The sequence below is a fragment of the Vibrio ichthyoenteri ATCC 700023 genome, from assembly GCF_000222605.1.
Classification (GTDB): Bacteria; Pseudomonadota; Gammaproteobacteria; order Enterobacterales; family Vibrionaceae; genus Vibrio; species Vibrio ichthyoenteri.
The window spans coordinates 1-24680 of the sequence record NZ_AFWF01000156.1; the positions used below are offsets into that span (position 1 = coordinate 1).

Sequence of the window (24680 nt, forward strand, 5' to 3'; positions counted from 1 at the left end):
TAGCCGCTGGCTCTGAGTTTGTTACCGAAAACCTAAGTAATGGCCAAAACCCAATTGTTTACGCCATTCTGACTGCAATCGGCTTTGCTGCGGGTGTATTCGTTATCCTACAAGGTGTACGTCTAGTACTTGCTGAAATCGTACCAGCCTTTACTGGTATTTCACAAAAATTGGTACCAAATGCAAAACCAGCACTAGATTGCCCTATCGTATTCCCTTACGCACAAAATGCGGTACTTATCGGTTTCCTATGTAGTTTCTTAGGCGGGTTGGTCAGCATGGGTATCTTGGGTGTGATGGAGCTAACGCTTATCCTTCCAGGTGTGGTTCCTCACTTCTTTACTGGTGCAACAGCCGGCGTATTTGGTAACGCAACTGGTGGTCGTCGCGGCGCTGCAATCGGTGCTTTCGTCAACGGTGTGGTTATTACTTTCCTAACACTATGGCTACTGCCTGTACTTGGCGACCTAGGCTTTGCCAACACAACATTCTCTGATTCTGACTTCGCAGTTACAGGTATCTTCCTTGGCTACCTAGCAATGATAGGTAAAGAAGCAGTAATCATCGGTATCGCACTTGTTGCTGGTGCTGTACTAAGCACTAACTTCTTAGGCAAGAAATCTGCTGATACTGCAGAAAACATCTAAATTCCTAGCGGGCTGTTCCCCCAGCCCGCTCTCTCCTATTTTCCGAGGTTATTATGCCTACTAATGAAATGCAGTCTCCACTCGACCTGCGTAAAATTGAATCATTTAATTTATCGATTAAAAAAGAACTCTCTAAGGCATTGTTAAATATGGGCTACGGCCATTTTGGTGGCTGCCTATCTGTCACTGAAACCTTAGCTTGTTTGTACGGTCGCTACCTAAAACACGACCCACAAAATCCGCAAATGAAAGACCGCGATCTATTTGTTCTTTCTAAAGGCCATGCTGGACCAGCACTGTATGCCACACTCGCGCTACGTGGGTTTTTCGACCTTTCTTGGCTACAAACTATCAACGCAAATGGTACTAACCTACCAAGCCACGCTGATATGAATAAAACGCCTGGCGTCGACATGACCACAGGCTCTCTAGGCCAAGGCATCTCATGCGCGACAGGTATGGCTGCGGGTTCAAAATCGAACGTTTTCACTATCGTCGGTGACGGGGAGCTACAAGAAGGTCAATGCTGGGAAGCGATTCAATTTGCCGCCCACCATAAACTGAGCAATCTCGTTGTTTTTGTTGATAACAACAAGCGCCAACTAGATGGTGATATTGCTGATATTCAAGAATCTTTCGACCTACAGAAAAAGTTTGAAGCTTTTGGCTTCCAATCTCTGGCTGTTGATGGCGCAAATGTAGGCGCTATTTGTGATGTTATTGAGCAAGCACTCGCGACCACTGATCGCCCGACCGCCATCATCCTAGATACGATTAAAGGCCAAGGCATTCCAACGGTTGTCAATATTTCAGCTAACCACCACCTACGTCTAGATGATGAACTTCGTACCGCTATTGAAACTGACATCGCTCTGTTAGAGAAAAAAATTGAGGAGCTAAAATGAACAAAGAACTTCGAGTCATTCATGCGGAAATGTTAATTGAATTAGCAGAGCAACACGATGACGTAATGGTATTAGAAGCCGATTTAATGGGCAGTATGAGCACACGTAAATTTGCCGATGCTTTCCCGAATAATTTCCTTCAATGTGGTATCGCAGAAGCGAATATGATCGGCGTTGCCGCTGGACTAGCAGCGGTAGGTAAAGTGCCTTTCGTTCATTCATTTGGCTGTTTCGCGACACGCCGTTGTTATGATCAAATCTTCCTTGCGGGTGGCTACGCGAAGCAACATATCAATATTTTTGGTAGTGATGCAGGCGTCACTGCAGTCACTAACGGTGGCACTCATATGCCATTTGAAGATACAGGCCTAATGCGTCTCGTGCCAAACGCCACTGTTATTGATGTGTCAGATGAGCATGTATTACGCGCTGCTATGCGTTACGCATACAACAACAAAGGCGTTAACTACATTCGTTCTACTCGTAAAGATCTTCCACACTTACATCAATCGGAAGCTGATATTGAAATTGGTAAAGGTAATGTACTAAAAGATGGCGAGACTATTACCCTTATCGCTTCTGGTATTTGTGTACACGATGCAATGCAAGCCGCAAATATGATTGAAGCACAAACGGGTCATAGTGTTGCCGTAATCGACATGCACACGATAAAACCACTTGATAGTGAATTAGTGGCTAAGTTCGCGGCTAAAACAGGCTGTGTGATTACAATTGAAAACCACAATGTCATTGGTGGCTTGGGTGATGCTGTCGCTTGTGAACTGCTTTCATCTGGCGTTGCGGTAAAGCAGTTTCATAAACTCGGCGTACAAGAACAATATGGCCAAGTTGGCTCATTAGATTTCTTAAAAGAGACTTATGGTATCAGCGCAACGAAAATTACCGAATTCTGCCTCGAAGTCCTAAATAAGCGTTAATCTTTGTTTCATTTAGGTTTCGTTGATGAAATCTAAATGACTTTTTTAAATGCTTAGTGTCACTTATACTGGCGACTGGTTTTATCTAAACCCAGTCGTCAGTTTGATCTTAGCTCAAATTTTTCCTTATTTTCTAGTCGTATATAAATAAATAGAATACTTATGACGTTAGCGTTAACAGGCAAAAAGCAAATTGTTGTCGAGTTTATTGAACGCAAAATTGCTGACAATAAAATACCGGCAGGTGAAAAGCTCGATACCGAATCAGGAATAGCTAAAGCCTTAGGTATTACTCGAGCAACCGTTCGAGAAGCAACACGTTATTTGGTTGAAAAAGGGATTATCTATCGCGTTAACGGCTCTGGCCTATACGTCGGTTCACCAAACAAACAAAGCAGCGGCAATTTTCATGTGCTCTCTCCATTCGACCACCAAGCTCAACAAGCCGGACAAAGCGCAGTTCGCCAAGTCCTTTCCAGTGCAATTATTGAAGTTCCTTCGGTGCAAATCGCTCATGCTCTTAGAATAAAACCAAATGAAAAGATTTATTATCTTGAGAGATTAATGAGTTTTGGCAACATGCCTGTCTCGTTCGAAAAAATTCATATTCCAATCAACGTCTGTGATTCATTTGAATTTAATAAAGTCGAAGAATCAAAATACAGTTATATGGAGCAATTAACCGGTAAAAAGGTTCAGTTAAGAGAGCAAGATATTTCGGCCTTCAATCTTAGCGATGCCGGACTAGCCGATTTACTCAAAGTCTATGAAGGGCAAGCGATGATTGAACTACGCGAATTGGTCTCTTTTGATGATGGCACACCATTTGAGTATACCGTAGCAACCATCAACAGTGATTTATTCAACATACATCAAGTGGTCAGAAGGTAGATAGAAACGGCGTAAAGTGGACGAGATCATCAACTATCTAGTAACTATTTGCATCATATGGAATTCTGGGAGGATAATGTTCACCTATACTAATTTAGGTTTATAAGCCTAATGATAAATAAAGGAATGGTTAATATGTCCTTGTTAAAGCCTATATTTTCGACTTTTGCTTGTTGTTCTTTGTTGGTTTCATCTCTCACTCTAGCGAGCGATCAGTTGCCTCGCTCTCCTGATCAGCTCAGACAGCCTTATCCAGAAATTGCAGTAAAAACACTGCACTCAGCACCCGAACTGATCAGCTTATTTAAACAGCACGACTACCAACTGGATAAAGTTGCCAGCGGCGCAACCCTCCCGGCATACTTTGTTGAAAACCTCCCTGACGATCTCAACAATCTTCCTGTGCAACAAAAAACCTCCGGGTTTATTCGTTTATTGCTGCCAACCATTAAAGCGGTCAACAATCAGATTTTAACCGTTCGCCACCAAATTGAAGCCCTTGGTAATAAGCCTCAAAGCGAGTGGTCAAGCAGTGAAACGCAATGGATCAATCAACTCTATGCTGCCTACAATGTAGAATCGAATAACATCCAAGATCTACTGCTGCATGTGGATATTATTCCGGTTGGCATGGTGCTAGCGCAGGGTATCGATGAAAGTGGTTGGGGAACCAGTCATTTCGCCATCAAAGGCAATAGCTTATATGGTGAGCATCTGCCTGCCCATGGTGGCAAGTACCTCACAACACCCGGTGGACATGTGAAAGTCGCGGCGTTTGATAACCTTTATCAAGGTACTGCTAGTTATATGCACAACCTCAACACGACCGGCGCTTATAAAGAACTGTGGCACTTACGTCATCAGTTACGCGAGCAAAACAAGCTAACCGGTCATGAACTTGTTCAAGCCTTATCACACTACTCAACTCGTGGTGAAGCCTACGTAGACAATCTACGTGCACTTATCAAACACCACCAGCTCGATAGCTTCGATAACGTAAAATTGGATAGTCAGCAAAGTCTGCGCGTGCGATTCACCCACTAAGCTATCGTCGTTCCTTATATAACGGCTCCCATATAAACAGTTCCTTTATAGAACAGAGCCCACATAGAGCAGTACCTACCGCCAGTGAAGGTACTGCTTTATCACTCATTGTCAGAAAGCGGTCATAAAAGCCATTATCAGCCGAACAGGAAGAATAAAACGCTTACTCCTTGCTACTGTTACAGATTAAAATAGCGACCAAAGCACCTACTCTATTTTTATGTTTACTCACACCAGAGTAAGCAAGGACGTCTTATGAAAAGCAATAAAATTGCCACCATTGCCATCCACGGCGGAAATCAAACCGATAAAGGCAACAATGCCATCTTTCCACCGATCGTGACCGCAAGCTCATTCATTCAACCGAATCTAGGTGAGAGTGGTGAGTTTTTCTATTCACGCTGCGGTAACCCAACACGTAATGCTTACGAAACGGCATTAGCCGAGCTGGAAGGTGGCATTTATGCGACGGCAACCGCGTCTGGCATGGCGGCAACGTCACTCGCTTTAGAGGTGCTATCTAAAGATGCGCATGTGATCGTAATGTCGAGCGTTTATGGTGGAACGTATCGCTTATTTGAAAGCTTACGAACTCGTACCTCTGGCTTAGAGTTTAGCTACGTAAACTTAAACGATCTCGATGCCGTTACAACTCAAATTCGCAATAACACTGCATTGATTTGGATTGAAACGCCAACCAACCCATTACTAGAACTGGTCGACATTAAAGCCATCTGTGAGCTAGCCAAACAACATAATATTACCACTTGTGTCGATAACACTTTCTCGACTGCGTGGAACCAACGTCCATTTGATCTCGGTGCCGACATGGTGATGCTCTCTACCAGCAAATACATTGGTGGTCACTCCGATGTCATTGGCGGCGCTTTAATTACCAATAACCCTGAATTAGCAGCCCAAATCAATGCTTATAAGACCACGGTCGGCGCTATCGCTTCACCATTTGATTCTTATCTTGCGCTACGCGGCTTAAAAACCCTCGATGTTCGTATGGAACGTCACTGTGCCAACGCACTAAAAGTCGCTAAATTCTTAGAAAACCACCCGAAGATCACGGAAGTTCATTATCCAGGTCTCGCTTCTCATCCTCAGCATGCATTATGCCAACGTCAGATGAAAACCGGAGGGGCTGTCGTGACGATTCGTTTAGCCGGTGGTGAAACTGAGGTCAGACAATTTATCGCCAAACTACGTTACTTTGTTTTAGCCGAATCATTGGGGGGTGTAGAGAGCATGATCAATCACACCGCTTCAATGTCACATGGTTCGGTACCGAAAGAAGAGCGAGAAGCGATGGGGATTTACTTTGAAACTCTTCGCCTTTCGATTGGTATCGAAGATGCTGATGATCTTATCGACGATCTACAACAAGCGTTAGAGGGTTAAGTGATGGTTGATTACGGTATTTGGACCATCATTACCCCCTTGGTCACGATTGGTTTAGCAATAGTGACTAGGCAAGTGATTCTATCTTTGCTAGCAGGTATTTTTGTCGGTTTCACTGTGCTAAATGGTTTTAATCCACTACTCGGAGTGGAATCAACCCTCGATGGTATTGTCGGCATTTTTGCCTCAGCCAGTTCCACGCGCACCATTTTGTTCTGCTTTATGGTCGGCGGCCTGATCCGTCTTATCCAAGTCACAGGCGGTACCAAAGCGCTAGTACGTTATTTGACTGAAAAAGCCAATATCATCAACAACAAAAAAGCGGTTCAATTACTGGCGATGTTCATTACCAGTGTCATTTTTATTGAATCATCAATTTCTATCATGGCGGCAGGTACATCCACCAGCGAGCTGGCCAAACGCTACGGCGTATCACGCGAGAAGATGGCTTATGTTATTCAAGCTTCGTGTGTTTCTGTTTGCTCGAGCATTATGATCAATGGTTGGGGCGCGGCAATGATGGGCGTTATCGGCGTTCAAGTCTCGAAAGGGTTTCTTGATGGCGAACCCTTTGCCATCTTAGCCGGTTCAATGGTGTACAACTTTATGGCGTGGCTATCGTTAGCATCCGTTTTATTTTATATCCTGTCTGGTTTTAAATGGGGCTCAATGGGCGAATCTGAAGTGCGAGCCGCAAGCGGTAAAGAGCTGCGCGATGGTGCTTTCCCTATTACTTCTGAAGACGACGTGAGTATTGTCGAGTCGGCTCAGGATAAAGAGTCACTGCTTAACTTTTTGGTTCCACTGGTCCCAACCATTTTGATGGTTCCGATAGGTTTGTACATTACTGGTGGGGGTGACATTTCCAATGGTTCAGGCTCAACCTCGGTTTTCTGGGGCGTGATGCTAGGAACGCTGTGTTCGTTCATCTATTTTGTTGGTAAGAAGCTTTTGACCATCGATAGCTTTTTTACTCACTTATTTGATGGCTACGCCTCGATGATCCCACTTGGTGCGATCATGACACTGGCTTTCTTAATGGGTAACATCTCGGGTGATCTCAACACCGGCGCTTATATTACCCAAGCCATTGACGGCGTGATCCCTTCAGGCTTCTCGGCCGCATTTGTGTTTTTGATTGCTGTCGTGATGGGCATATCCACTGGAACATCATGGGGCACCTTCTCCATCATGATCCCAATCGGCATTCAGATTGGCGCCGCGGTTGGCATAGAACCGCAACTGATGATTGGCGCGGCCATCTCTGGCGCCATATTTGGTGACATGACCTCACCGATTAGTGATACGGGGATTGTCGCTTCCATGGCAACCAAGAACGACCATATCGATCATATCCGCACTCAGTTCCCCTACGCGATCGTCACAGGGTTATTAGCAACTGTGCTCTTCACTGTGTGTGGTTTCTCTATGATTGGCTAACGCTAGGCGTATAGCACCTAGTCAACATCCGTTTCATCAAGCCAGCGCTGTCAGCGCTGGCTTTTTAATTACTAGCTGTTCGAAAATAGCGCTACCGATTCAATTCACTCTTCTCTATAATCCCCGCCCTTTGTATTTTGCGAAATTTACTCTTTGATGAATAAACTATCATTCCCCGATCTGCGATTTTTCGCGACTCGCTTTATCGTTATATTTTTATTGCTCATTGCCACTTTTAGCGCCATTTTTTACTACGACTCTATCTCTGAGATGTCGATGCGCAAAAGTAATCTTGAGGTGCAACAAAATGCGCTATTGAAAGGAAAAAAAGAGTATATCGAATGGAGCATGGGATCGGTTGTCAAAGAAACAGCACTGCTGTCTGACATCCTGTCACAACGTAAGATCTACCAAATTGCCAATATACCGGATGCTGAAATGCAAAAAGCAGCTTTGGCAGAATTCGGTAAAGTGATTGAACTTATCAGCAATCGCAAAGAAATTTACGACCAAATTCGCTATCTAGACTTGGATGGCAACGAAATTATTCGCGTCAACTTCAATGAAGGCCGCCCTAATATCGTTGCTCAACATAATCTACAAAACAAGCATCATCGCTACTATTTCCAAGAGGTCGTAGGGTTGAAGTGCCGCCGAATTTACATCTCTCCATTAGATCTGAATATGGAGCATGGCCAAATTGAAATGCCTTTCAAGCCGATGATTCGCTTTTCTACCCCCGTGTTTAATGAGAAAGGGGAAAAGCAAGGTGTGGTGATTATCAACTATTTAGCCAAGTATCTACTCGATGGTTTACAGCTTTTCAATCTAAATAGCGGCACCAACTATATGTTGGTGAATAATGACGGCCAATTTCTCTATAACGACCTAAAGCCAGAACTTGAATTCGGTTTTATGTTTAATAAACAAGATGCCAATATCTATGCTGAATTTCCAAGCTTAGCGAAACAAATCAAAGAGACTCAACAAGGCCAATTTGAAACCGACAAAGGAATTATGACCATTCAATCCGTAGGGAGCGTGAGTAACATTAACCCTTATTGCTTCCAGGAATACCATGTTAGCAATAATAGTTCGACGCGCTGGAAATTGGTTTCCTTCAGCGCATTTGACAAGCGGATTGATTTTAAACACGCATTGAAAATTCATTATGGTTTGATATTGCAAGGAACTCTGCTGAGCGTACTCATCGCGTATTTGTTAGCGCGATATCAATTACAGCAATATCGCGATGACAAACGAATCCATCATTTAGCGCATTATGACGCTCTAACCAACCTGCATAATCGCTGGTCATTCCGTCATCAATCAGAAGCTAGAATTCAGTTGAGTGCCAAAAAAGGCCAACCGCTCTGTTTGATTTATATTGATTTAGATGATTTTAAAGCCATCAACGATGTGCATGGTCACGCTGCAGGTGATAAAACACTTTGCCATGCAGCACAAACGATGAGAACGGTATTTGGTGAAAGCGCGTTACTTAGCCGCCTTGGTGGTGATGAATTTGCCATTCTGCTTCACGATGAACAACACTTAGAGAATCCAGCGCAATATGCAGCTTCTCTAATCCAGATGCTGCAGTGCCCAATAGAGGTTGCTCCTCAGGTCTATTGTCAGGTCAATGCAAGTATTGGTGGCTACTTCGATCACCTTGGTCAAACAGCGATTGATGAACTCATGCATCAAGCAGATATGGCTATGTATCAAGCTAAGCACGCAGGAAAAAACCGCGCGGTTATCACCAGTTCAACACAACCAAGCGGCAGTAATCAGCCCCAGTAAACGTCAGCGCTCGCTTCTAACAACTGCATGTGTATCGGGACAAGATCCTGATGCACATCGCGGTATCCGCCACCGATCACGCAAGCAATAGGGATCTTACGCTGCCGAGCGAGCTGTAAGATAAAATAGTCACGTTGGTATATTCCTTGAGTCGAAACATTAAAATATCCCAACTCATCGTCACAATGTATATCAACACCTGCATCATAAAGAATTAAATCCGGCTGATAGACATTCACCGCCGTTTCCACCACTGAGTAAAAATGGTCCAAAAACTCAGCGTCCCCTGTCTCTTTAGCTAATGCTATATCGACATCAGAATGAGGCTTTCGAGCAGGGAAATTCTTATCACAATGGAAAGAAACCGTAATAATACGCTCGTCATCTGCGCACATCGTCGCGGTGCCATCGCCATGGTGCACGTCACTATCTATGATTAAGACTCTATCCACATGGTCCATGCTTAACGCCTGCTTCGCGCTCATCGCCAAGTCATTAATCAAGCAAAAACCCGTACCGAAATCATAGTGAGCATGGTGATAACCACCACTAAGGTGAATTGCCACTCCATAATCTAACGCCAGTTGCGTGGTTAACCATGTCCCCCCAGCAGAGGTCAACGTGCGCTCAATAAGCTGCTCACTCCAAGGAAAGCCAATACGTCGCATCTTTGCCGCCGGTAATTGCCCACTAAGTAATGCATCAATGTAGTCAGGACAATGATGGCGGCTAACCGTTTCCGGGCTTAATGGACAGGGCTTAAAAAACTGAAAAGTATTGAGCCACTTTGCTGGTGAGGCGATGCTTGTAGCGTGCAGCTTTTGCTCTACGGCTTGGAAAAGTAATTGATATTTATTGATCGGATAACGATGTTTGGCAGGCAACGTCAGTTGTGAATAGATTGGGTGATAAATCAAAGGGATCATAGTTTGCACAGAACATTCGCACCTAAATCGAGATGAACCATGTTAACAGCTTGATATTGATCGGCAAATTGGATTTAATTGCAAATAATTATCACTTAGATTTAAAATTTATGCGCCCTTCTCGTCTCATGTTACTCCTTGGCGTCATCGCTGGTTCATTCAGCGCTGTTATTGCCTTCATTTTAATACTTATCGCTTCTTGGTCAGCCCTTAATTGGCTGTTGCTGCACTAAAGAACTCATACGCTTACCAAAGAGTAGCCCGCCCGTTAAAACTAATTTTTGCTGACAACTTGAATTTTTGCCGCTTCATTCCAGACTTAGTATGATTTTACTCAATAAGGAGAAATGAAATGGCCGACAGACATTTGGTTAACTTTAGTGAAGATCATGAACTCAATTATTGCTTGAGAAGTACCGGCAAGCGACAAACTCAAGCCAATCGTGATGCACTCGTTGATTTAGGCCGACAGGTCAAAAATGAATTAGGTAAGCGAGTACTGACACAAAATGATGTCAAAGGAGCGATCGTTGATAACGACAACCTATTCGATTAAGCAATGAGCGGCATCATCACTATGCCGCTTTTCTTTCCCTTCAGTGCTTGAGACCAAAAAAATGACAGCAGTTACGAAGATTTTTTAGGGCCACTCGCTCTCTTAGTGCTCCGCTTTTTGCGCTTAAATGCCGGCCGTTCAACCTTAGGTAGATGTCGGAGAGATTCAGGCACACTCCCTTGCTTCACATGATTCATCAAACCATTCATGCGACTCAGCAAATCACTCATGAAAGGCTGATACGCTTGGTTACGCTCTGCCATACCTTGCAACTGGTGCTCCCAATGCGCGGTCATATCTGGGTATGTCGACTCATTTGGCAACGCATTCACTAGGCCTCTTCCTGCGGGTGAGCTTAAAATGCTTTTGCCTTGGCGAGTTAACAGCTGACGCTTAAATAAGGTGTCCAAAATACCCGCGCGAGTTGCTTCGGTGCCTAAGCCGTCAGTATCACGCAGAATTTTTTTCAACTCTTTATCTGCCACGAAACGCGCGATCCCCGTCATCGCTTGCAATAACGTCGCTTCGGTAAAGTATTTTGGCGGTTCGGTTTGATGCTGTTTTAACTCACCTTCACGGCAGGTTAATACGCTCCCCTTAGCTAAAGGTGGTACGGCATCAACGCCACTGTCTTCATCATCACTTTTTCCCATCAGCGCCTTCCAACCCGCTGAAACCAACTGACGCCCTTTAGCGATAAATTTTCCACCAGCAATATCAAACACCAATTTGGCTTCCGCATAGACGGCTGCGGGATAAAACTGAATTAAATATTGGCGAGCAATCAACTGGTAGATTTTCATCTCATAAGAAGAGAGTGCATTCTGCGTTGCTTTTTTAGGGGTTGGAATAATGGCATGGTGGGCATCCACTTTTTTATCATTCCACGCTTTCGACTTTTGGCTTAAATTCACGCCGTTAACCGCGGTTGCCAGCTCTTGCGCATTATTGGCAATCGCCTCACACACTGATGGAGCCTGAGAAAAGTGTTCTACGGGTAAGTATCGACTATCAGAACGAGGGTAAGTGATCAGCTTATGTTTTTCATATAATGACTGACACGTATCGAGCACTTGCTGTGCGCTCATGCCAAAGCGTTTGGCGGCATCTATTTGCAATGCCGATAACGAATAAGGTAATGGTGCGGTTTGTTTAGTCTGTTTCTGCTCCGATTCCGTCACCGTCGCAGATTGATTCGCAATGCGAGCGGCCACATTCTCGACCAATTTACGATTAAGTATCCGTCCATCTTCATCCTGCCATGGCTGGCATGCCTCGCTCGGTTGCCATTTAGCGCGGATATCAAATCCACCGGACTCCCCTTGATACGGGATGAGAGCATGTAAAGAGAAATAGTCGCGAGGGACAAAATTTTCAATTTCTTCATCACGACGAACGACCAAACCTAACACCGGAGTTTGTACCCGACCAACCGAAAGAACGCCTTGATAGCCGGCCTTTTGCCCCAATAAAGTGTAAGCGCGTGACATATTCATGCCATAGAGCCAATCAGCACGAGAGCGAGCCAAAGCGGAAACAGACAGCGGAATAAAGTCACGATTACTGCGCATACTAGCAAGCGCGCGTTTAACGGCTGGTAAGTTTAAGTCACTAATCAATAATCGTTGCGCAGACTCTTTTTTACTTTTACTGACTTTGCAGTAATCCAGCACCTCATCCACCAACAACTGGCCCTCGCGATCTGGGTCACCAGCATGGATAATGTGCACTGCGTCTTTGAGAAGTTTTCGCACCACGGTAAGCTGTTTGCTGGCGCTTTTACGTGGTCGTAGTTGCCATTGCTGAGGCACAATCGGTAGATCGGCTAGATTCCATTTTTTATAGCGCTCGTCATAGACGTCAGGTTCAACTTGCTCAAGCAAGTGGCCGATACACCAAGTCACCACATCTCCGTTGCCACAACGAATAAACCCTTGGTCGTTTTTTTTCGGCCCAGGCAGAGCCGCCGCTATGGCGCGACCAAGACTTGGTTTCTCAGCAATAAACAGACGAGACATAAATTGAATCTGCACAAATAAATAAGGCCACATTATCCAATGTGGCCTTAATAATTCAAGAAAAACTGTAAATTTAAACAGTATTATCTGATGTTAGTGCTTATTCAGCGTCGCCTTCTACGCGAGCTGCTGCTTCTTTCACTAGTGGTTGAAGCTCACCTTTTTGGAACATTTCCATAATGATGTCGCAGCCGCCAATAAGCTCGCCTTCAATCCATAGTTGTGGGAATGTTGGCCATTGTGCGTAGGCTGGAAGCTCAGCGCGGATATCTGGGTTTTGCAGGATATCAACGTAAGCAAATTTCTCACCACAGCCCATAAGCGCTTGTGCAGCTTGAGAAGAGAAACCACAACTTGGTAGTTTTGGTGAACCTTTCATATATAGAAGGATTGCGTTCTCTGCGATTTGCTGCTTAATTTTGTCAATAGTTTCCATTGCTTCCTCTTGATGGCTTTACTGCAATATACCGCCATATTCTAAACCATTAACGCAGAATAAAAAGCACAGAATATTTAGGGAATTAGACTGTTTGTTTACTAGCTATGACAAAAAGTCATCGATAAAGAATGTGAGTAGTGCCCACGTTTACAACATTTCGCTGCTAATCCCTTGTATTTTGTGTGCTTTAATAAACACTTAGATACCAACTTTCGCCTACATAATTTACATTTGCATGCTTTTATTCAGGCAAAAACTTGCTAAACTAGGCGGCAAGTCAGTCAAATCGACAACGAAGCGGTGCATGCCGATTCGGATAAAATAACAATTAATTGGAAGCAATCGAAAGAGGTCACTCTTTCCACATATAATGGAGAACCGAGCAATGGCATTCGAACTACCAGCTCTTCCGTACGCAAAAGATGCACTAGAACCACATATCTCAGCTGAAACTCTAGATTTCCACCACGGTAAGCACCACAACACTTACGTTGTTAAGCTAAACGGTCTTATCCCTGGTACTGAGTTTGAAGGTAAAACACTAGAAGAAATCGTTAAGACTTCAACTGGCGGTGTATTCAACAACGCAGCTCAAATCTGGAACCACACGTTCTACTGGCACTGCCTAGCGCCAAACGCTGGCGGCGAACCAACAGGCGCAGTTGCTGACGCAATCAACGCAGCATTCGGTTCTTTTGAAGAATTCAAAGCGAAATTCACTGATTCTGCAATCAACAACTTCGGTTCTTCTTGGACTTGGCTTGTTAAGAAAGCTGACGGCTCTCTAGAGATCGTTAATACTTCTAACGCAGCAACACCACTAACAGAAGAAGGTACAACTCCACTTCTAACGGTTGACCTGTGGGAACACGCATACTACATCGATTACCGTAACGTTCGTCCTGATTACATGAACGGCTTCTGGGCACTTGTTAACTGGGATTTCGTAGCCGAAAACCTAGCTAAATAATTCTCCTTAAACGGAAATTGATTAAAAAGCCTGCACCTAGCAGGCTTTTTTTGTTCTAGTCACAAAATTACTTAAAGTTTCCTTACGACTCGCCGCTAATTTAACTGATACCAATCTGAATACGTAAATGGCCAAAGACTCGCACTAAAAATCGCTTAACACTGGGCTTGGATTGCATATAACCAATTCGGTTAATTGCTGCATTCCATGAAAAAGCACAGCGAGTTACCGGTCATTTTAGTCAGCCCAAATGGCCACTGACGTATTGTGATTGGTGCAAATAGCGAGGAATATAATGCAAGTCGAAACCATCAATAACATCAGCACAGTGAATGAGCTTCATTTCAGCAATGGTATAAACCATGCTGTTCATGAAGGGCGTCGTGCCGACTTTGCATTGCTGGTTTCAATGTTCTCCAACGATGTGCGTGACAACACACCAGTGGAACAAATTGATAGCGTTGAAATCACCGACGCCTCTTTGCGGCAACGATTTGATCTTCAAACTCCTCAGCAACTGAAATCCGATCAAAGCTCTTATCAAATATCAGCGCAGCAAGCGCACCAGTTTCACCATGGTGGTCTCGCCAGTGCCAAGCTCGCACACTATTTGGTGCCGGAAGTTTTGGTCTATCGCCCAGAACAAACCCACGATCTGCCGGAAGAGGTTTATCACAACCTTTCCGTCCATCAACAACATCAGTTAGGCAGCAAGGTTGCCAAGAAATTGATGCCATTTGATCTCTATAACCAGTTAGTCACCGCGCAAAGAACTTATCAAATTCAAGCTCAAGCCTGACTTTTTCTTGGTCATTCTCAAAAAAGTGACACATTCCACAGTTCAGTAACAGAATGTGAATGAACGCAGAAATCTAACACTTCGTGAAATGTATACACAACTTATTTGACCTTATTCACATCTAAACAACATTTAATCAACCATTCTTTGTGGACAGAATTTTCAACCTTTTTGCAAAGGACGTTGGTTTATGAAGATAGGAAACGCGGTCATTTTGGTGACTACCGCTGGCGCTCAGATAGGCAGCACTCTTGCGCAACATTTTTCATCGCTAGGCGCAACGGTAGTGATATGTGACACTGATAAACGTTTACTGAATGATACCTATCAACGCTGCCGTGATATTTCCGAGCGAGTCTATCAATTCCCCGTGCCTGATTATTCCACTCAATCCATCGATCAACTTTTCCATTTTATGGAGAGTGCCCTTTGCTGCTCCCCCGATGTACTCATCAATAGCTTTACGGCCGAAGCAATGCCCGATATCTTCGACCAAAGTGCCAGCCATGTGTTTTCGCAACATCTGGCGATGATGGCAAATACCCTATTTAGCTTTGGGCAAGCGACGGCTGAACGCATGAGAAACGAAAAGAAAAATGGCGTGATCGTCAATGTGATTGGTCATACAAAAAATAACACCATTACCGGGGTTGATAACGCATCATCTATGGTGGCAGGTTTCACCCAAAGCTGGGCAAAGGAACTTACCCCATTTAATATTCGTGTTGGTGGCGTAGTACCTTGCAGCGAAAAAAATGGCCAACATTGGGCTGAAATTCAAGATGAGGTGATTAGAAATACCGAGTATATTGTTGCAAACGACTATTTCAGCGGCCGAGTCGTGGCCGCCTAGGCAAGTTTAACCGTGTTGTTTGACAATGTGCTCTGCTGCCTCTTCCAATAAATCCAGCACCAGTTCAAAACCTTGCTCTCCGCCATAATATGGATCAGGTATTTCTGCATAGTCAGATTGACCATAACTTAGATAGAGCTGTATTTTTTCTTGGTAGTGGCTTGGGCATATTGCTTTAAGATCGCGTAAATTAGCGTGGTCTGCAGCTAAAATTAGGTCAAAATACTCAAAGTCAGCGATATCTACCTGTCTTGACCTAATCCCTTTAAAAGAATACCCACGACGCTCACCTGCCGCTTTCGATCGTGCATCTGGAGGGTTACCTTGGTGGAAACCAATTGTCCCAGCAGAGTCAATTTCCAACTCTATACCTAATTGCTGTGCTTTCGCTCTTAACACCGCCTCTCCCGTTGGCGAGCGGCAAATATTCCCCATACAAACAACCAATATTTTTTTCATTTTCATCCCTGAATTGTCTAAGGTTTTTCTTATCGCACCAATACACTATCATAGCCATTATCACTATGAGTAAAAAGGAATTCCCATGTCGGTTGAAGAGACTAAACAAGCTCGTCACAAAGCAAGACAGCAAAAAGTAAAACAAGAAGTTGATGCTCGCGTCGCAGCTGCCACCGAAGAGAAAGGCTTACTTCTTATCATCACCGGCAACGGTAAAGGTAAATCGACCTCAGGCTTTGGCACTATCGCTCGCGCTGTTGGCCATGGCTTACATTGTGCCGTGGCGCAATTCATCAAGGGGACTTGGGATAATGGTGAGCGAAACTTATTAGAAAAGCTCGGCGTCGAATTCCAAGTAATGGCGACAGGTTTCACTTGGGAGACACAGAACAAGCAAGCGGATATTGAAGCTGCGCAAATCGTCTGGAAAGAGTGTCAGCGCATGCTCAAAGACGACAGTATCGACGTTATTCTGTTTGATGAACTGACTTATATGGTCAGTTATGGGTATGTCGAGTTAGAAGAAGTCATCGAAGCACTTAACAACCGTCCTAAGATGCAATCGGTGATTATTACCGGTCGTGGTGCCCATCGTAGCCTGATCGAAATGGCCGATACGGTATCAGAAGTAAAAAATGTAAAACACGCTTTCGAATCGGGCGTAAAAGCCCTAAAAGGGGTGGATTGGTAATATAACAAGCCAATTGATTGACAATAACAGCAGTGCACCTAAACATCCGCACTGTTGTTATTTCTCTTAATAAACAAATATATACAAATATTTCCTGCAACTTTTCAACCCTCTTCACGCTATCGATGCGTTATTTCATCGTTTCTTTCTGCCACGCTGGAATCAAATTCAAACTTCATCATTGTTTGCCAGACTTACCCACCACGACTGCAAGTATATGTGCTAGCTTGATTTGCAATTTGTTACATATAAGGACAAACAAATGAAGCGCACTCTTTTAACTCTTTGTATTGGTACGTTATGTTCAGGTGCTTTTTCAGCTTTGGCTACCGTACAAGACAGCACGCTTGAATTTTCGAATCGAACGCTCAACGACAATCTACCTTCGGCGTCAGGTGTTGTTGTTACCGACAATAAAATTTTTGCTGTCGGCGATGACTCTCCATGGTTATATCAACTGGATTCTACATTTACTATCGTCGAAAAAGATCTGATCAAAGAATACCCTGTTCGCGATAACGGTCGAATTGTGAAGAAAGTGAAACCTGATTTTGAAGCGCTCGACAACATTGAAGTCAGTGGCAAGCCTTCATTTGTCATGCTAGGTTCGGGCAGTAAGCTGGATGTACGCGAATGGGCGTTTGTCATCAGTCAGGACAAACAACTAAAAATTGAGCGCTCATTAAAGCCTCTTTATAAAAATCTTCGTGTCGCAGCCGGTTACAGTGCCGATCAGGAAATTAACGTGGAAGGCTTAGCAACCTCTGATGATTCGGCTTTCATCCTCAACCGTGGTAACGGTGGTTCAAACGTCATTTTTGAATTGGATTTAGAGGCGTTTCAAAAGTACTTAGTCGGCGCGGTTGACCAAGTCAATGATATCAAGGCCTATCATGTCAATTTACCTGTTGTCGCAGGGTTTGAAGCAGGTCTTTCTGGTGCTGAATACTGGCAAGAAACCGAAAGCTTAGTGGTGACAGCTTCGATTGAAGCCACAGGCGATGCCTATAACGATGGGGAAATTCTAGGCAGTTATATTGGTCTCATTGATTTAGATAAGCTCAGCGCTCGTAAAACCGTTGATCTTAGCGATAACCTCATTCCTCTCATGGAAGGCGATAAACGCCTGATTACCAAATTAGAGTCGGTGGCATTTACTCAACAAGATGAAAAATCGGTGAGTGGCGTCGTTGCCAGTGACAATGATGACGGTACCAGTGAATTCTTTAATTTCACGTTGACGAAATAATCGCTCCCCCTCAAAAAATTCACCATCGGGTGATGAAAAAAATCCCCATCAAATTGATGGGGATTTTTCTAACAACTAAAACCAGTCTCAACCAAAAGCGTTAATTAAAAAGTCCTTTGATTAAGCTATTCACGGCTTCTTTGGTTTTTTCATCTTTAATTTTGTCGCCCAACTTTTCGTCGAGTTTCTTCAAGCCACGATCAATCTCTTTTTCGGCTTTCTGTTTCAACACATCATCAAAGACTAATTTAAATTTAGGTTGTGACCATGAACCAGAGACATTCACCGGAATGGTCAAATCTTTCAGTTCATCGATGTCTTTACCACCCTGACCTTCCAATGACCCGACAATTGAAGTGCTGATGGTAAAATCAACCGTTTCTTTGATGTAATTAGCACTGCCTTCACCACGGACACGAAGCAACGGCGATTGCGCATGTAAATTATCTGTTGTGACGACACCTTTATTAAGAGTCAGTGTCGCGGTCATAGCACTGAAATCGGTTTTTTTCGCCACATCTTGGCCTTCCAACGATTGCCCCTTGAACTTGGCGTAATTTTCGCGAATCAATTGAGCCACATTTAAACCATTCACGGCGCCATCCGCAAAGTTGATTTTGATGGTACCCACAAGATTTTTCTTCATACCCATTGGGGTTAAACTACTACCACGGACATCAACATCTATGTTGCCCGTGCCTTCCAACTTATCGTTATCGGCAACATCGATAAGTAATGGCTGTACCTTGACGCCTTTAATAAATTTTTGCGCCGTGTACGATGCTGGCGATTTACGAGCGTCTAAAGTCGCTGTCGCTTTGATCGAACCATCATACAGATTTGAGCTGAACGATGTTAACTTCACAACACCACGATTCACGCTAAATTTCGCCGCGACATTCTGCATTTTTGCGTTAGCAGCTTTAAATTTATCAATAGTGATCGCGCCGGTCACATCCAGTGTTTTCAACGCTGATAGATCAGGCTCTTGCTCTGTGGTTGTCGCAGCCGGTGTAGCAGATTTTTCTGCCGCAGGCTTGCTGTCTGATTCAGAGTTCGCCGCTGTTTGTTCACTACCGTCTTGAGCTAAGAACGCATCAACATCGATATTAGGGCTATGAAGGTTAAATACAATTTTAGGAATATCTGCAAGAGTAACATCAAGCTGTCCGTCAAATTGCAGTGCGTTCGCAGTCAACTTCTCCAACACAAAGCTCAAATGGCTCTTAGTGAGATCAAACGAAAGATCGGAAGTCATATCCACTTTCATTGGTGATTGCGGCAAGCTTGCTCCCTCAAAATTGGCATCAAGAATCAACTGATTCATCGCCACTGTTGAGATCGCTTTATCCACAACCAGTTGCGCACTACCTTTTAGGTTTAAACCTAGCTCCGCCGCTGTGCCTTTCACTGCATATTTCAATGCATTCGGTTTATCAAATTCAAACGTAGCTAACTCAATTTTCGCTTCATCGATTTGATTATTGGCGTCATTGTAGCTCGCATCAAAAGCTATATTACGCAGAGCGTATTGGGCAAAACCTTTGGCTAAATTAAGCTCTGCCGTACCTTTAGCCGTGAATTTTTGCAAATTCGTCTCACCTTTGGCGGCAAAATCCGCTTTACTCCACTGACCAAAAGCAAACTCAGACAAGGTCAATGAAACATCATACAACTTGGTATGGCTGCCAGTTTGATCATCTTGAATATCCAGCAATGCATTAGTAATCGCAACGCCAGCAAGGCTGATAGTCCAATTGTTTGCTGTGGATGAACTCGCCGCTGGGTCGCTATTAGTATTAGCGCTTTCCGGCTCCTTCTGTGACGACTCGGCGACGGCTTCTTGCGCCTGTTGCTGCGTCAGTGCATCGATGTTTTTTACGCCATCTTTGCGAGTCTCAAGATAAAATTCAGCGCCGTCTAAAGTGATCTGGCCAATGTCCAACTGCTGGCTAAAGAGTGGTATGACGGAAACATCCACTCCAACTTGGCTTACCTTGAACAAGTTAGGTTGCGTAAAACCTTGTGGATTTTTCAGCTCAGTTTGCCCCAGCGTAAAACCAACCGATGGGAAAAATTGCCAGCTGATATCACCTTCGATAACCAAATCTAAGCCAGTCTGTTGCTTAGCTTGTTCGACGATAAGGGGTTTGAATTGATTAGGGTTCACCAGCAATACTAGAGCGAGCACTACAGCAAGTATTGCCACAACAGGAATGGCGATTATTAACGCGAGTTTTTTCATCAGCAGTGTCCTTACTTCACAGCCAAAGGCCAAAAATAGATCGATATTACTGCAAGTATAACCCTTCACAGCGAGGTTTACGCTAGCTAGCGCTTGCTTACAGCAAAAAAAAAGTGGCACTTAAAGTGCCACTTATCTAAAAATTAATAAAGTCTCGTTCGCTAGAGTATTGTTAAGATTTCAACAATTTAGCAATGTGAGCTTTTAGTACATCGATAGCAATACGGTTTTTACCACCACGAGGAACAATAATGTCCGCGTGTTGCTTAGAAGGTTCAATGAATTGCATAAACATTGGACGAACTGTCGCTTGGTACTGCTTTAGTACTGATTCCATCGTACGGCCACGTTCTTCTACATCACGCTTAACACGACGAAGTAGACAGATATCCAGTGGCGTATCCATGAATACGGTCGCGTGCATTAGCTTACGCAGGCGCGGGTCCGTCAACAGTAAAATACCTTCTAAAATGATCACTTTTTTCGGTGTCATAGTGGTGGTATTAGTCATACGAGTATGTTCTGTGTAGCTATACTCTGGCACTTCAACCGCTTCACCTTTGATCAGTTTCTCTAGGTGGTCACACAATAGATTGTGATCTAGCGCATTCGGGTGGTCATAGTTGGTTTTTACACGATCTTCCATGCTCAAATGAGTCTGATCGTTGTAATAGCAATCTTCCGTAATCACACCAATTTGATGATCGCCTACCTTCTCACGAAGTTCATTATAAATAGTGCTTGCGATTAGGCTTTTACCTGAAGCAGAAGCGCCAGCAATACCGACGATGACACATTGATTATTATCAGACATTATTCTTGCACCCGATGAATTGATTGGTGATCTGTGGCCTGCTAAAAAGTGTGGCATGGAATGGTTAGCAGTGCCTAATTAAACCGCCTGATTATAGGGAGAACCCTGCCGAGATTCCAGCAGGGAATAGTTTTATTCTCACCATAAACCGAAAAAGGAATAAGAAAACACTAAGCAAACGTTTAACTAATATAAGACTTCGCTAAAGTGCTTTTATATTATTCACCCCAATATAAAACTCACCTCATAACAGGGTGATATCAATCGCTTCCGGCTTCACTTCCCCACGCCAAAACATTCTCGCACAGACCGATTCGGCCAAAGCCAAATATTGCTCTGTATGTTCGGAATCCGGCCTTGCTACGACCGTCGGAGTACCATGATCAAGGTCTTCTCGCACATTGATATGCAATGGGATCTGCGCCAAAATATCAAGGCCATATTCCGCTGACATTTTTTCTGCGCCCCCAGAGCCAAAGATATGCTCTTTCTCGCCACAATGGCTACAAATGTGATAGCTCATATTCTCCACTAAGCCAATCACTGGAACCTCAATTTTATCGAACATCGCGGCACCTTTACGCGCATCCGCTAATGCAAGATCCTGCGGCGTGGTCACGATCACCGCGCCCGTCACCGGAATTTGTTGTGACAAGGTTAGTTGAATATCACCGGTGCCCGGCGGCATATCAATAACAAGATAATCGAGGTTTGGCCAATCGGTCTCATTAATTAATTGTGCCAAGGCTTTTGAAGCCATTGGCCCACGCCAGATTGCCGCATCCGATTGAGAGACTAAATAACCAATAGAGTGGGTATAAATGCCATGCGCCGCGATCGGTTGCATCCATTTATTATCACGGACATCCGGTCGTGCCTCGACTTGACCCAGCATAATCGGGACTGAAGGCCCGTAAATATCGGCATCGAGCAGGCCAACTTTCGCCCCTGATTGAGAAATGGCAAGCGCTAAGTTCACCGCCGTGGTTGATTTACCCACGCCACCTTTACCAGAGCTAACCGCGATAATGTTTTTCACCCCTTTAACTGTCGCCGTGACCTGCGTATGGAGCGCTTTAGGTGCAACACTGATCTGAAACTCAAAAGGGCTAACCTGTTCAGTACGCACTTGATGCTCAATCCAGCACTGCATCGATGTTGGGAGATCATTAGCCGCATAAGGGATTTGAATGGCAAAGAAACCATTGGGATCAACCTTAACTAAATTAGGTTCATCCGCCCAGCCAGGGGTTAAATTTGGGTGACGAAACTCGTTCAACCAATCACAGAAATCTTGCTTTGAAGTAAATCGGCGCATAGGCCCTCCTTATCACTTCATCCTACCACCGAGTAAAGCGCTACAGAACCCCAAAAAAACTAGGGTAATCGATTCGCTGACACCTTGGAGTTAGAGGTTTCATGAGTTAGTATTATCCATCAAATTTTTATACCTATCGAGATAAGCGAATATTAAGTATGGCAAACGATCCAAGAAAATTGCTGGTAACTTGCGCCCTTCCGTACGCTAACGGTTCGATCCACCTAGGTCACATGCTTGAGCACATTCAAGCTGACATTTGGGTTCGTTACCAACGCCTACGTGGCAACACTGTAAATTTCATCTGTGCTGACGACGCTCACGGCACGCCAATCATGCTTAAAGCTCAACAGATGGGTATCTCGCCAGAAGAAATGATCGCAGCAGTAAGCGAAGAGCACCAAAAAGACTTCGCTGGTTTCGATATTAGCTTTGATAACTACCACAGCACGCACTCAGAAGAGAACCGCGAGCTGGCATCTCACATCTATCTTGAGCTGAAAAAGAATGGCTTTATTTCTAGCCGTACTATCTCACAGCTATTCGATCCTGAAAAAGAGATGTTCTTGCCTGATCGTTTCGTAAAAGGCACCTGCCCGAAATGTAAATCAGAAGACCAATACGGCGACAACTGTGACGCTTGTGGTGAGACATACAGCCCAACTGAACTGATTAACCCGAAATCAGCGGTTTCTGGCGCAACACCAATCATGAAAGATTCTGAGCACTTCTTCTTCGACCTGCCTCAGTTTGAAAGCATGCTAAAAGAGTGGACTCGCTCTGGCTCGCTACAAACTGAAACTGCAAACAAGATGCAAGAGTGGTTTGAATCAGGTCTGCAACAGTGGGATATCTCACGTGACGCACCTTACTTTGGTTTTGAAATCCCTGGTGAGAAGAACAAATTCTTCTACGTATGGCTAGACGCACCGGTTGGTTACATGGCTTCATTTAAGAACCTGTGTGACAAAACTGAAGGCCTTGATTTCGACGAGTACTGGAAAAAAGACAGCACCACAGAGCTTTACCACTTCATCGGTAAAGACATTGTTTACTTCCACAGCCTATTCTGGCCTGCAATGCTAGAAGGTTCTGGTTTCCGTAAGCCAAACAACGTATTTGTACACGGCTACGTAACAGTAAACGGCGCGAAAATGTCTAAGTCGAAAGGTACGTTTGTCAAAGCAAGCACTTACCTTCAGCACCTAGATCCTGAGTGTCTACGTTACTACTACGCGGCGAAGCTAAACAGCCGTATCGACGATCTAGACCTTAACCTTGAAGACTTCACTCAGCGTGTTAACGCAGACGTAGTAAACAAGATTGTTAACCTAGCATCGCGCAACGCTGGCTTCATCGCGAAACGTTTTGAAGGTAAGCTATCTGCAAACTTTGCTGAACCTGAGCTATACAACGAATTTGTTGCCGCGGCAGAGCGTATTGGTCAACTGTACGAAACGCGTGAGTTTGGTCGTGCAATCCGCGAAATCACCGCGCTAGCTGACAAAGCAAACCAATACGTAGATGAAAAAGCCCCTTGGGTTGTGGCAAAAGAAGAAGGCAAAGATCAAGAGCTACAAGAGATCTGTTCTGTCGGCATCAACTTGTTCCGCGTTCTTATTGCTTACCTAAAACCAGTGATGCCTGAACTTGCAGCGCGCACTGAAGCGTTCCTAAATGAAGAACTGACTTGGGAAGGCATCGCTCAACCGCTAACTGATCACGAAGTGACTAAGTTTAAAGCGCTATTTAACCGCATCGATCCTAAGAACATCGAAGCGATGATCGAAGCATCAAAAGAAGATGCAGCGGCAGAAATGGCAGCGAAAGAGCAAGCAGAAGCAGCAAAATCAGCAGGCGAAACTGAGCTAAGCAAAGATCCTATCGTCGACGAAATCGAATTTGACGATTTTGCTAAAGTGGATATTCGCGTTGCACGCATCATCTCATGTGAAGCCGTGCCAAAAGCGGACAAGCTATTGAAGTTCCAGTTGGATATTGGCGGCGAAACGCGTCAAGTATTCTCTGGTATCAAATCAGCGTACACACCTGAAGAACTAGAAGGCAAGCTGACTGTTATGGTCGCTAACCTAAAACCTCGTAAGATGAAGTTTGGTATGTCTGAAGGTATGATCCTAGCTGCAGGCCCTGGTGGCAGCGAGCTTTGGATTCTTGAGCCACACGAAGGTGCTCAACCTGGCATGCGCGTAATGTAATTACGACGACCGTCTTAAAATCCTCGCTCTGGCGGGGATTTTTTTTATCTTA

22 protein-coding genes are annotated in these 24680 nt (G+C 44.3%); 15 read left to right on the top strand and 7 right to left on the bottom strand.

Going from position 1 to position 24680, the window contains the following annotated elements; all coding sequences use genetic code 11:
• The 8 genes from RH85_RS11315 to RH85_RS11350 form a co-directional block, all read left to right on the top strand.
• On the top strand, positions 1 to 647 hold a 647-nt coding region (locus tag RH85_RS11315), incomplete at its 5' end, for a PTS transporter subunit IIC (RefSeq protein ID WP_006712373.1).
• A gap of 53 nt (positions 648 to 700) precedes the next feature.
• A complete protein-coding gene (locus tag RH85_RS11320) occupies positions 701 to 1552 on the top strand; it encodes a transketolase (RefSeq protein WP_006712374.1) in 852 nt (283 codons plus the stop codon).
• Positions 1549 to 2490, top strand: coding sequence for a transketolase family protein (locus RH85_RS11325; RefSeq protein ID WP_006712375.1), 942 nt, complete (start codon positions 1549 to 1551; stop codon positions 2488 to 2490). Before RH85_RS11320 ends, RH85_RS11325 begins: the two co-directional genes overlap by 4 nt.
• 162 nt (positions 2491 to 2652) lie before the next feature.
• A complete protein-coding gene (locus RH85_RS11330) occupies positions 2653 to 3381 on the top strand; it encodes a GntR family transcriptional regulator (RefSeq protein ID WP_006712376.1) in 729 nt (242 codons plus the stop codon).
• A 135-nt stretch (positions 3382 to 3516) separates the two neighbouring features.
• Positions 3517 to 4425 (top strand): glucosaminidase domain-containing protein, encoded by a 909-nt coding sequence (locus RH85_RS11335; RefSeq protein WP_006712377.1) that lies wholly within the window; start codon positions 3517 to 3519, stop codon positions 4423 to 4425.
• Between the two features lie 255 nt (positions 4426 to 4680).
• A complete protein-coding gene (locus tag RH85_RS11340) occupies positions 4681 to 5832 on the top strand; it encodes a trans-sulfuration enzyme family protein (RefSeq protein ID WP_006712378.1) in 1152 nt (383 codons plus the stop codon).
• 3 nt (positions 5833 to 5835) lie between these two features.
• On the top strand, positions 5836 to 7272 hold the full coding sequence (locus RH85_RS11345) for a Na+/H+ antiporter NhaC family protein (RefSeq protein ID WP_039948978.1): 1437 nt from the start codon (positions 5836 to 5838) through the stop codon (positions 7270 to 7272).
• A gap of 156 nt (positions 7273 to 7428) precedes the next feature.
• Positions 7429 to 9075 (top strand): sensor domain-containing diguanylate cyclase, encoded by a 1647-nt coding sequence (locus RH85_RS11350; RefSeq protein ID WP_006712380.1) that lies wholly within the window; start codon positions 7429 to 7431, stop codon positions 9073 to 9075.
• Here RH85_RS11350 and RH85_RS11355 read toward each other — a convergent pair.
• A complete protein-coding gene (locus RH85_RS11355) occupies positions 9063 to 10001 on the bottom strand; it encodes a histone deacetylase family protein (protein WP_006712381.1) in 939 nt (312 codons plus the stop codon). The two genes, RH85_RS11350 and RH85_RS11355, sit on opposite strands and share 13 nt — an antisense overlap.
• A 352-nt stretch (positions 10002 to 10353) precedes the next feature.
• Between RH85_RS11355 and RH85_RS11365 the strand changes: the two genes are divergently transcribed.
• Positions 10354 to 10557: a hypothetical protein gene (locus tag RH85_RS11365; protein WP_006712383.1), complete on the top strand. Its 204-nt coding sequence runs from the start codon at positions 10354 to 10356 to the stop codon at positions 10555 to 10557.
• A gap of 71 nt (positions 10558 to 10628) precedes the next feature.
• On the opposite strand, the gene RH85_RS11370 is transcribed toward RH85_RS11365, so the two are convergent.
• Together RH85_RS11370 and RH85_RS11375 are read right to left on the bottom strand one after the other, a co-directional pair.
• Positions 10629 to 12575, bottom strand: coding sequence for a DNA topoisomerase III (locus RH85_RS11370; RefSeq protein ID WP_039948979.1), 1947 nt, complete (start codon positions 12573 to 12575; stop codon positions 10629 to 10631).
• A 100-nt stretch (positions 12576 to 12675) separates the two neighbouring features.
• A complete protein-coding gene (locus RH85_RS11375) occupies positions 12676 to 13011 on the bottom strand; it encodes a Grx4 family monothiol glutaredoxin (protein ID WP_006712385.1) in 336 nt (111 codons plus the stop codon).
• Positions 13012 to 13399: 388 nt separating this feature from the next.
• Here RH85_RS11375 and sodB point away from each other — a divergent pair, with 388 nt between their 5' ends.
• From sodB to RH85_RS11390, 3 genes are all read left to right on the top strand, one after another.
• On the top strand, positions 13400 to 13984 hold the full coding sequence (gene sodB, locus RH85_RS11380) for a superoxide dismutase [Fe] (RefSeq protein WP_006712386.1): 585 nt from the start codon (positions 13400 to 13402) through the stop codon (positions 13982 to 13984).
• A 295-nt stretch (positions 13985 to 14279) separates the two neighbouring features.
• Positions 14280 to 14783, top strand: a complete 504-nt coding sequence (locus tag RH85_RS11385; protein ID WP_006712387.1) for a VC2046/SO_2500 family protein — start codon at positions 14280 to 14282, stop codon at positions 14781 to 14783.
• A gap of 190 nt (positions 14784 to 14973) precedes the next feature.
• A complete protein-coding gene (locus RH85_RS11390; protein ID WP_006712388.1) occupies positions 14974 to 15636 on the top strand; it encodes an SDR family oxidoreductase in 663 nt (220 codons plus the stop codon).
• Positions 15637 to 15642: 6 nt separating this feature from the next.
• Here the strand turns inward: RH85_RS11390 and RH85_RS11395 are convergent, their stop codons facing one another.
• Positions 15643 to 16095, bottom strand: a complete 453-nt coding sequence (locus RH85_RS11395; RefSeq protein WP_006712389.1) for a low molecular weight protein-tyrosine-phosphatase — start codon at positions 16093 to 16095, stop codon at positions 15643 to 15645.
• 85 nt (positions 16096 to 16180) lie between these two features.
• Here RH85_RS11395 and cobO point away from each other — a divergent pair, with 85 nt between their 5' ends.
• Complete coding sequence (cobO, locus tag RH85_RS11400) at positions 16181 to 16786, top strand: cob(I)yrinic acid a,c-diamide adenosyltransferase (protein ID WP_006712390.1); 606 nt, start codon at positions 16181 to 16183, stop codon at positions 16784 to 16786.
• Positions 16787 to 17048: 262 nt separating this feature from the next.
• The gene (locus tag RH85_RS11405; RefSeq protein WP_006712391.1) at positions 17049 to 18035 is read left to right on the top strand and encodes a DUF6929 family protein; all 987 of its coding nucleotides are present in this window, start codon (positions 17049 to 17051) and stop codon (positions 18033 to 18035) included.
• Positions 18036 to 18135: 100 nt separating this feature from the next.
• Here RH85_RS11405 and RH85_RS11410 read toward each other — a convergent pair whose 3' ends face one another.
• From RH85_RS11410 to apbC, 3 genes are all read right to left on the bottom strand, one after another.
• Positions 18136 to 20280, bottom strand: coding sequence for an AsmA family protein (locus RH85_RS11410; RefSeq protein WP_006712392.1), 2145 nt, complete (start codon positions 20278 to 20280; stop codon positions 18136 to 18138).
• 172 nt (positions 20281 to 20452) lie between these two features.
• Positions 20453 to 21094 (bottom strand): uridine kinase, encoded by a 642-nt coding sequence (udk, locus tag RH85_RS11415; protein WP_005593888.1) that lies wholly within the window; start codon positions 21092 to 21094, stop codon positions 20453 to 20455.
• A 244-nt stretch (positions 21095 to 21338) separates the two neighbouring features.
• Complete coding sequence (apbC, locus tag RH85_RS11420; protein ID WP_006712393.1) at positions 21339 to 22412, bottom strand: iron-sulfur cluster carrier protein ApbC; 1074 nt, start codon at positions 22410 to 22412, stop codon at positions 21339 to 21341.
• Between the two features lie 158 nt (positions 22413 to 22570).
• Here apbC and metG point away from each other — a divergent pair, with 158 nt between their 5' ends.
• Positions 22571 to 24628, top strand: a complete 2058-nt coding sequence (gene metG / locus RH85_RS11425) for a methionine--tRNA ligase (RefSeq protein ID WP_006712394.1) — start codon at positions 22571 to 22573, stop codon at positions 24626 to 24628.
• The last annotated feature ends 52 nt before the right edge of the window (positions 24629 to 24680 follow it).